Origin of the sequence: Candidatus Aegiribacteria sp., from assembly GCA_021108005.1 — a bacterium.
In the GTDB taxonomy this organism is placed as follows: domain Bacteria; phylum Fermentibacterota; class Fermentibacteria; order Fermentibacterales; family JCC-6; genus Aegiribacteria.
The window spans coordinates 18,984-28,230 of the sequence record JAIORS010000108.1 but is presented as its reverse complement, the minus strand read 5'-3'; the positions used below and the strand labels follow the sequence as shown (position 1 = coordinate 28,230).

The window sequence follows — 9,247 nt, the reverse complement described above, 5'->3', positions numbered from 1 at the left end:
AAGGTGTATTCTGAGTATTAGAAAAACAGCGATATTCGATCTTGACGGTACCCTTCATCATACCGAGAAGGCTCTTGTGCCCGCTATTCAGATGGCGATGGCCGATCTTGGTTTTCGGCCTGCCGAACCCGATGACATCAACGCCCTTTACGGCGAGCCGCTAGAGGTCTTTTGCAGGAAACTTTTGAACAGCGGTGATGATACATGCAGGGAATTCCGCAACGGCATTCGCAGGCATCAGATAATTACTCTTCGCGAAAAAGGGGCGCTCTATCCGGGCACACGGGAAATGCTGTCCGCCCTAAAGGATATGGGTTTCAATCTCGCGGTCTGCTCAAACGCGGATATGGACTACATTGAACTTGTCACCTCTTCTCTGGGAATCGCTGACATGTTCTCTCTCATTGAGGGCAAGGACGGCCATGCTTCAAAAACGCTCAGGTTAAAGAAAATCATAGAGAAAAGCAGGAGTTCATTCTCTGTAATGGTCGGAGACAGGTACCATGATATCGGTGCTGCTCTTGAGAACTCAATTCCTTCGATAGGATGCCTGTACGGTTATGGTGACCCGGCGGAAATGCAAAAAGCGAATCATACCGTCAGCAGACCGGCAGAAATAGTTGATGTGATCAGAATGCTGCCGGTAAATCCTGGGACATTTTAAGGCGTTACTGCTTTTATCCTTATGCTTCCGTTGGACGTCCTGAGTGTGATGGAATTACCGCCAGCGCCAAGGATTGCGGTGCCGTCTGAATCATCGATAATTACACTGCTGAAGCCCTCTCCTGTTACCGAAACTGAACCGTTGGAAGTATTCATCTCAATATCTGCGTCAAGGCTGGAGTTCAGCTCGACATTAATAGCGCCGTTGCTGGTTCGAAGTTCGATTCCCTCGGGTGGAATACTCATGATTTCTCCTGTTATGCTTCCATTTGAAGATCTTGCATAAACCAGGTCGCTGCCTGATACCGTTACACTTCCGTTACTTGTTTCGGCCCTTACCGAACCGCTGAAGTTTTCAAAGGATATACTGCCGTTACTGGTAGTGGCCTGAGCGAAACCGCTCCCGCCGGAAACGGTTATGCGGCCGTTAGATGTATGCAGTTCGGCTATTTCGACTCCGTGTGGAAGCCGGAGCAACAGGCTTACGCCTACCCTGGCATCATCGTCAAGTTTGTATGCTTCAATACCGGTAAGTGCGCCAGCGGTAATATCTACCTCTGCTTCAGCAAGTTCAGCCTCACTGTTGGCTGTAATCGTAACTTCGAGGAAAAGATCGGACCCTTCGTACCATTCCACAGTGATGGAACCGTTGAATGTGGACACTTCAACTACGCTGTTTTCCGGAATTGAATGGGTTTCAGTTGTAACGGATGTATACTGTGTGCAACCTGCCATTGCCGCGAGAAGTACAGCTGTAAGGAAAATTCCCGGCGATAGGTAACGCTTCATTATTTGCCTCCTGAACATATTTTCATATTAGAGTAGATTGGTTTATTCGAGCACTCTGAATACCGCTGTAACCTTGCCCACTACCCTTACATCTTCATCATCTTCCAGGTATACGATGGGTTTGAAATTCGGGTTTTCAGGATGAAGTTCAATTCTGTTATCGAACCTGAAAAACCGTTTAACCGTGGCTTCATCTCCTATCCTTACAACAGCAATCTCACCCTGTTCTACGAATGGCTGAGGGCGGACTAGCACAAGATCACCCTCAAGTATAGCGGCGTTGATCATGCTGTCACCGGTTACTCGAAGGTAGAACATGCCCTCGGCTCTTGCCGTATCGGCCGATATGGGCAGGTAAGTTTCAATGTTTTCTTCAGCCAGAATCGGCAGGCCGGCAGCCACAGTACCAACAAGGGGAATTGTTTTTACAGCGCTTCCCCTGGGATGAACTACTTCAAGAGCCCTTGCGGCTCCATCCATCCTTCTGAGGTATCCTTTCTCGACCAGCCGGTCGATATGATCTTTAACACCTTTTGTGCTTTTCAGTCTGAAGTGCTTCTGTATATCCCGGATGCTTGGCGGGTAGGCATGCTCGCTGATGTAATCACATATGAAATCAAGAACCTGCTTTTGGCGGTCTGTGATTTTTTTCACTCTTTGTCACCTCCATCCTATACATATGTTTACATGTAGAAATGTCAAGACGTTGAATACCTCTTTCATGATTGACCTTCACTTTTGATAAATACATATTAATATAGTAGGGATTAACGATTCATGTTTTTCAAGGAGGTTAAAATGAAAGGTGTAAAAAAAGGAGATGTGCTTACGTGTTCCGAATGCGGTTTGGAGCTTGAAGTTAAAAAAAACTGTGAGTGCAAATACTGTGAAATTATCTGCTGCGGCAAACCGATGAATTTGAAGGGTGGAACTTCAGGCTGCTGCTGCTGTTAAACCGTAACTTCTCGGTGTTCATCTGTCATATATTACCATGCAGTGCAGAACTGTAATCAGATTGAGGTCTTGAACTATCTTCCGGGAAGGTTAGACTGAGGGAATGATTCTCTTCAATGGATCGGTGTTCGCCTCGGCGTATTACAGAACGGTAGGCGCTGCTTCCGCAATTCTTCGAGGCAAACGCGGTTCAGTTCTGCTTGTCAGTATACTCGGACTTCTGCGGTCCGTACAGAGCGCGGTGGGTTGCGGCCCGATAAATTCTCTGATCGATGCCCACCTTCGGCGGATTTTTCCATTAAACGATGCCGGCTGGCGCAAGAGGGTAATCAAAGGCTACTGGAAACGTCACCAGTCCACAATGGTCGCCCTGTTCCGCACAAACAGGATGGTGCCTTCATGCCTTGATGAGTGCCTTGAGTACAGCGGCAGGGAACTTCTGGATGAAGCCGTATCCTCCGGCAGAGGTGTGATGCTCCTTGTTCCCCATTTCGGCGATGAGAAAACCCTCCATATACTGCTGGCCATGGCGGGATATAAGATCAGTGTAATCTCAAGCAGATACCTTGATACCCCGCCATTCGTTCAAAGGGCAAAATTGAGAGTCGGTCAACGCTGGCACCATGTGGGATTTCCCGATGAGAATCCGGGGTGGATGTTCAAAACATTAAAGCGGGGAGAAATACTTCATATCGCCCCAACAGGTTACGGGGGGCATCGGGGTACCTGGGTTAACAACTTCGGAGTGCCGGTTCTCGCTTCCTCTTCACCCTATCGAATTCAGCGCCACACCGGTTGCCGGATGCTGATCGCCTACAACCGTATACTGCCAGGCATGCGCTACAGAATTGAACTTGAGGCTTTCGAGCCTGAGCCGGACAGCTCCGACTTCACACAAAGGCTTTACAACCGTTTCGAGGAAAAGGCCATGGATATCCCTCAGCAATACAATTGGATGCATCTGCTTATACGTCACCGGGAAACCAACACCGTCTCAAGGATTGGCTTCATCCCCCATGACGAGAGAGAGCTGGAGATACAAGCTGTTCCGGAGGACAGCGACCCTGAAAAGATCGCTGATATCTCCGAACTTATAAACCTGTGATTTTTGTTAATGCTTAACTTCAGCTGAGGTTGCTTAATCCTCCAGAAGATCGCTGAAGAAAACCAGGAAGACGGCAATACGTTCAGTTATATCGCCATGCGTTCCATCGGCGTAAAGAATAACCCGAAAATGGCTGTCTTCAACTGTTCCGTCGCTCTGAATCTCGGCGACTTTTACAAACCTTGTGTCCGAAAGCCTGCCGTTCTCGTTCAGAGTATAGAGTTCGTTAAAGGAATCATCTTCAATTATGCCATCTTCATTTATATAGCCAAGAGTATGAAAAGAATCATCTTCAACTCTGCCATCTTCCTTGATATGTCCGAGGATCTCAAAGGAAGCATTTTCTATTCTACCGTTATCCCTTATGTAAGCAACAGTAGTAAAATTGCTGCTTTCAAGCCGAATGTCGCCAGCAAGACTGGAAGCAGCCAAAAGAAGCATGAATAGCATCATAATAAGTAGGTTCCGCATTAGAACCTCCTTTCAAGATTATGTAGGTATGCTTAACCCGAAAGAGAGGATTGTCAAGTAATGGGCCGGATATTAGCCGTATTATTATCCTTATCATTACTTTCAAATGACTTAATCGATATCAACACAGCGGACGAGTGGGCACTCATGGAGCTTCCGGGCATCGGTCCGGTTAAAGCTTCAAAGATCGTCGAATATCGAACATTCTACGGACCTTTTATGGAAATTTCCGAGCTTGAATACGTAAGCGGTATAGGTCAGGGAACAGTTGCCGCGCTTGAGGAACTTGTATTCATCGATTCCAACATTTCTGCAGCTGCGGACACATTGCACTGGATGGTAGAAGTCGACTCCCTTTCCCCATCTCTTGTAGTATCCTATCTGGATGTCGGTCAGGGGGACGCGATTCTGCTGGAGGCAGTCGGAGGGCAAACCCTTCTGTTCGATGGAGGTCCGGACGCAGGTGGCCCCCTTGAACCACCGGTAGTGTTCCGCCTCCGGGAACTGGGCGTTGATACCATTGATATTCTCTCATTTTCCCACCCCCATGCAGATCATGTTGGAGGGCTTGCTTCGGTGATGAGGAATTTCACTGTTCTTGAAGTACTTGATCCGGGAATGCCCTTTTCTTCCTGGTTATACGAGGACTTCCTCAATTCGGTCGTTGATGAGGGCTGCGATTACAGATTTCTTGAAACGGGAATGCAGTTTCATCTCTCACCGGTCGTTACCGTTACCGTAGTATCCGTAGGTTCCAGAGAAATCAATCTCGATCTCAACGAGAATTCCGCCATTCTGAGAATAACGTGCGGAAACTTCTCAACCCTTCTCACCGGCGACATGGAAGAGAACTCGGAAAGAACACTTACTCCGATCACTCTGCCTGTTACCGTATTGAAAGTCCCCCACCACGGAAGTTTAACTTCGATTTTTCCCCCGTACCTCAGAAAGCTCAGTCCGCAAGTAGCTGTATTCTCGGCCGGCAGGAACAACAGTTTTGGCCACCCGCATCCACGGGTTGTTGAAATCTACAGGGAACTGGGTTCCGAAATCTTGCGAACGGACACTCAGGGAACTATTGTTGTGGAAACTGACGGAGAGGTTTTCAGTATAATAACCTTAATGCAAACATTCAATCCGGGAATTACAATTGAAAATTAGAACACAACTCGGCCCCTATTTCTATATCTTACCGGCACTGCTTATAGTGCTGGTTTTCAGAACCCTGCCTATTCTCAGTTCCTTTACGGCTTCGTTCACAGATTATGATATAGGTGGTTTCCACGGATTCGTCGGCTTTTCAAATTATACCCGTATGCTTTCCGATGCCCGTTTCTGGCAGAGTGTTCTGAATACGCTTTTCTTTGTACTCGGAGTCGTTCCGGCGGGAATAATCATCCCCCTGTTTCTTGCGATACTGCTCAGGCGGAAACTCGCGGGGAAAAGTTTTTACAGGACTATATATTTCCTTCCGGTGGTAACCTCCGCGGTAGCGATCTCCGTGGTATGGGCATGGCTTTATAACCCTGAAGCCGGACCCATCAATCAGATAATCACAACCTTTGGAGGAGAACCACTCCTGTGGCTGCGGGAACCCCGCGGCATTTTTGAGATTATGCTGTCCCCGATGGGAATACATTTGAAGGGAATTCTGGCGGGCCCCAGCCTGGCTCTGGTATCACTGATGATCGTCAGCGTATGGAAAAGCACAGGATACAACACAGTTCTTTTCCTTGCGGGGCTTGAGAACATTCCGGACACCTACTACGAAGCGGCCAAACTTGATGGGGCCGGTACCTGGGGAACATTCCGTCACATTACGTGGCCTCTTTTGTCTCCAACGACTTACTACGTACTCATCATGAGCACGATTATATCGTTCAAGACATTCGCGCTCGTATACGTTATGACTCCTCCTCCGGGCGGAGGGCCGCTGGGAACAACCAACGTAATAGTATTCTACCTTTTCCAGAAAGCATTCGATCGGTTCGATATCGGCTATGCAAGCGCTATTTCTGTTTTCCTCTTTCTTATTCTCCTTACGCTTACGATTATCCAGCGTAAGATCGCGGGTAGAAGGGTTCACTACTGATAATGTTACTGAACCCGAAGGCAACAACGTTGAGTATCACCAAGCATTTCTTCCTGATACTGGGTGGTATTGTGATGTTGCTGCCCTTCCTCTGGATGGTCAACACTTCTCTTCAGCAGGGAGGTCTGAGCAACTACGTTGAAGCATGGACCAAAGTTCCCTTCGGCAGATATTTTCTTAACACTCTGCTTGTTACACTTCTAACGGTAGCAGGAGTACTGGTCACATCCAGCTTGGCTGCATATTCTTTTGCCACAATGGAATACAGGGGAAGAAGCACACTGTTTCTTCTTTTCCTTTCAACGATGATGGTTCCTCAGCCTGTTTACCTTGCTCCGTCATATGTTATTCTCGCAAAACTTGGCTGGATAAATACTTACATGGCTCTGATAGTCCCCTGGACAACGAATGTTTTTAGTATTTTCCTTCTTAGACAGCATTTCAGAACAATTCCGAAAACCCTTTACGAAGCTGCTATTCTTGATGGCTGCGGGAGGTTGAAATATCTCTGGAAGGTGGTTCTACCTCTTTCCAAGTCAGTTATTATTACTGTACTTCTGTTCAATGTCATCGGATCATGGAACAGTTTCATGTGGCCTCTGGTGGTAACACATTCGGAAGAACTCCGTGTACTCCAGGTGGGGCTTTCATATTTCAACCAGGAGCAGTCCAGCAACTTCCAGCTTCTGATGGCGGCTTCTACCTTCTCAACCATGCCCCTTATAGTCCTGTTCCTTATGGTTCAGAAACGCATAGTGGCAAGCTACAGCAGATCCGGAATCAAGGACTGATTTGAAAAGAATTTTTCCCTTTTTAGTATTATTGATGGCGATTTCTTATGCAGGAGGTCCACTGCATACCGAGGCTCTGTCCTTTCTGGAAAGGGTATATTCCCAGGGCTTCACGGGAACAGGCATAATCGACTGCAGACTCAACCTGCTTGAACCCTGTACTGTTATGGTCTATCCCCCTTTGAGTTCATCAGCTGAAGGTTTCTATGCAGCTCTCGGCGGGAACAATATTCTCAATCTCGACCTAAGACTGGAGGGAGATGACTGGTTCCTGGAAGATTCAACGCCGGATGATCTCCCTGTTCTCTGTGTTGATTCAGCACAGGTATCCGGAGGAATACGCCTCATTATCTGCGCAACCGACATGATCCGGGGTTTCCGGAGTGACAGCATAGCAATTGTATGGGCTTTTTCCCCTGTTGACCGGAACGAAGAATAATCATAGTCTATATATTATTAGGAAAATAGCGAAACGGAGAGTATCAATGAATAAATTTCTGGCAGCAGTCATGCTGGTAATGGTAATAGGCTCTGCATCCGCTGATACGGCAGGTTTCGCCTTCCTGCAGGTTCCCACCGGAGCCAGAGCGGTCGCGATGGGTGGCGCTTTCACAGCAGTTCCCGGAGATCCTATGGGACTTTACTGGAATCCCGCTACATTGGCTGGAATGCAGGAACAGATGTTCACTTCAACGTACACTGGTTACCTGATGGATATGCAGGCAGGCTTTGCGGGATGGGTTAATCCCTCGGATAATGACCTTGTGGGAGTTTCCGTGAATTATTTCTACGGAGGCACGTTTACTCGAACTTCGATGACGAATCCAACAGGTAATGGCGAAGAGTTCAGCACGAACAGTGTTTCTCTCGGCGGAACCTATGTTTACAAATTTGGTCCGTCCCTTTCCGTAGGAACCACTGCGAAGTTCGTTTATTCAAGTATAGATACCTACAGTGGGAATGCATTCCTTGTAGACGTGGGGGCATGGTACAAACCGGCCCTGATCTCCTTCGGATTCGCCGTGAGAAACGCAGGCATTCAGACCAAGGCGTTCTATCAGGAAAACGATCCCGTACCAACTACAATCGCGGCGGGAGCGTCGGCTGACTTCCTCGACGACAAGCTACTGGTAGCTCTTGATGTAAGCTATCCGCTCCACGGGGATTTCGATACAGCTCTCGGCGTTGAATACTCCCCGATGGAGATGCTTTCCTTAAGAGCGGGGGGCAATCTTCATGATAAGGATGCCGCGGATAATGCCGGCGGAAGCATTATTGATGCACTCGCATTCGGAGCGGGAACAAACTGGAACAGGTTTTCTCTTGATTACGCATTCAAACCATTCGCTGATCTTGGGAATATTCACAGGTTCAGTCTGGGTTTTGCTCTGTGACATTTTCCTGTTCTGCAGCCCTGTTCGTAACTGGAATCATTATCATTTCATCGTGTAATCAGCAAACAAGATCCGAGGGAAGGCAGATAAGACTGGATACTTTCAGAGCTTCCCTTCCGGACGATGTCAGGATGGAATTTGACGCAATTTCAGTCAGTGAAGACTGCGAAGCAGTAGGGCTGCTTCTTGAAGAAGCCAGGAACGAAAACCCGGAAGTGAACGCAGCGGTGGATTCCATTGTACATGCAGAGCTGATAGACACCTTCTCGAATGAGGAGATCGTATATTTTTTCTGGTATTATTTTGATTACGCCATAGAAACAGGCTCCGTAAGAGGACCCTGAGGGGGAGGTTACTCCGGTTCCCGGAAGCCGGGCACCGGTAGCTTATCATCATTGATTCAATCACGGCAGATTTGATTTTTGCAACGTTACGGGAATTTCCGGATGAATATTCTGCGAAATCATCTATCGGGTTTTTTTTAACTGCACGTTGCAAGACTCCAATACCGCACCGAGAGGAGAACCGGCAGTATGAGTGAAAATATGGGGCTGGCTCCACCTGAAAACCCTCCAATCCAGCTGACCCGTAAAATGGTCAGCTCCGGGTTCAAAAAGCGGGTGAATGAACTGAGCGGACAACCTGTTGATGCCTGCTATCAATGCGGAAACTGCTCATCCGGATGTCCACTTGCTCAGGAAATGGCCATTCTCCCCAACAGGATAATACGACTGGTTCAACTGGGCCAGAAGGATGACATTATCCACAGTAACACGATATGGATCTGCGCAAGTTGCTTCCAGTGTACAGTCAGATGTCCCAAAGGAATCGACATACAGGCTGTAATGGATACCCTAAGGCAGATTGCGCTTGAAGAAGGAGTTGACCATTTCGGTCCGGATCAGATAGATCCGGCGCTCGCGGCTGAAGTCCCACAACCGGGACTCGTCGGAGTTTACAGAAAACTGTCAACCTAGACTGGAGGAAA

Annotated in this window: 13 protein-coding genes; 10 read left to right on the top strand and 3 right to left on the bottom strand. The window is 47.9% G+C overall.

The window, feature by feature from the left end; all coding sequences use genetic code 11:
• Nucleotides 1–664: HAD family hydrolase (locus K8S15_06455; GenBank protein MCD4775680.1), on the top strand; the 664-nt coding region annotated here is incomplete at its 5' end.
• Here the strand turns inward: K8S15_06455 and K8S15_06450 are convergent.
• Nucleotides 661–1,452 (bottom strand): hypothetical protein, encoded by a 792-nt coding sequence (locus tag K8S15_06450; protein MCD4775679.1) that lies wholly within the window; start codon nt 1,450–1,452, stop codon nt 661–663. The genes K8S15_06455 and K8S15_06450 overlap by 4 nt on opposite strands.
• A 42-nt stretch (nt 1,453–1,494) precedes the next feature.
• Nucleotides 1,495–2,106 carry a transcriptional repressor LexA gene (gene lexA, locus K8S15_06445; protein ID MCD4775678.1) on the bottom strand — a complete coding sequence of 204 codons (612 nt, stop codon included), beginning with the start codon at nt 2,104–2,106 and terminating at the stop codon, nt 1,495–1,497.
• Between the two features lie 144 nt (nt 2,107–2,250).
• On the opposite strand from lexA, the gene K8S15_06440 reads away from it, so the two are divergent.
• Together K8S15_06440 and K8S15_06435 are read left to right on the top strand one after the other, a co-directional pair.
• On the top strand, nt 2,251–2,406 hold the full coding sequence (locus K8S15_06440; GenBank protein MCD4775677.1) for a hypothetical protein: 156 nt from the start codon (nt 2,251–2,253) through the stop codon (nt 2,404–2,406).
• Nucleotides 2,407–2,509: 103 nt separating this feature from the next.
• Nucleotides 2,510–3,511 (top strand): lysophospholipid acyltransferase family protein, encoded by a 1,002-nt coding sequence (locus K8S15_06435; protein MCD4775676.1) that lies wholly within the window; start codon nt 2,510–2,512, stop codon nt 3,509–3,511.
• Between the two features lie 33 nt (nt 3,512–3,544).
• Here the strand turns inward: K8S15_06435 and K8S15_06430 are convergent, their stop codons facing one another.
• Nucleotides 3,545–3,982 carry a hypothetical protein gene (locus K8S15_06430; protein ID MCD4775675.1) on the bottom strand — a complete coding sequence of 146 codons (438 nt, stop codon included), beginning with the start codon at nt 3,980–3,982 and terminating at the stop codon, nt 3,545–3,547.
• Between the two features lie 60 nt (nt 3,983–4,042).
• Between K8S15_06430 and K8S15_06425 the strand changes: the two genes are divergently transcribed.
• The 7 genes from K8S15_06425 to K8S15_06395 all read left to right on the top strand — a co-directional run bounded on the left by K8S15_06425 (nt 4,043) and on the right by K8S15_06395 (nt 9,236).
• Entirely contained in the window at nt 4,043–5,143 is a 1,101-nt protein-coding gene (locus K8S15_06425; GenBank protein ID MCD4775674.1) for a helix-hairpin-helix domain-containing protein, read from the top strand.
• Complete coding sequence (locus K8S15_06420; protein ID MCD4775673.1) at nt 5,133–6,074, top strand: sugar ABC transporter permease; 942 nt, start codon at nt 5,133–5,135, stop codon at nt 6,072–6,074. Before K8S15_06425 ends, K8S15_06420 begins: the two co-directional genes overlap by 11 nt.
• A 2-nt stretch (nt 6,075–6,076) precedes the next feature.
• A complete protein-coding gene (locus K8S15_06415; GenBank protein ID MCD4775672.1) occupies nt 6,077–6,865 on the top strand; it encodes a carbohydrate ABC transporter permease in 789 nt (262 codons plus the stop codon).
• 1 nt (nt 6,866) lies between these two features.
• Nucleotides 6,867–7,304, top strand: a complete 438-nt coding sequence (locus K8S15_06410) for a hypothetical protein (protein MCD4775671.1) — start codon at nt 6,867–6,869, stop codon at nt 7,302–7,304.
• Between the two features lie 46 nt (nt 7,305–7,350).
• A complete protein-coding gene (locus K8S15_06405; GenBank protein ID MCD4775670.1) occupies nt 7,351–8,259 on the top strand; it encodes a PorV/PorQ family protein in 909 nt (302 codons plus the stop codon).
• Complete coding sequence (locus tag K8S15_06400; GenBank protein ID MCD4775669.1) at nt 8,256–8,603, top strand: hypothetical protein; 348 nt, start codon at nt 8,256–8,258, stop codon at nt 8,601–8,603. The genes K8S15_06405 and K8S15_06400 overlap by 4 nt, the downstream gene beginning before the upstream one ends.
• Nucleotides 8,604–8,792: 189 nt before the next feature.
• Nucleotides 8,793–9,236 carry a 4Fe-4S dicluster domain-containing protein gene (locus tag K8S15_06395; protein MCD4775668.1) on the top strand — a complete coding sequence of 148 codons (444 nt, stop codon included), beginning with the start codon at nt 8,793–8,795 and terminating at the stop codon, nt 9,234–9,236.
• Nucleotides 9,237–9,247 lie beyond the last annotated feature (11 nt).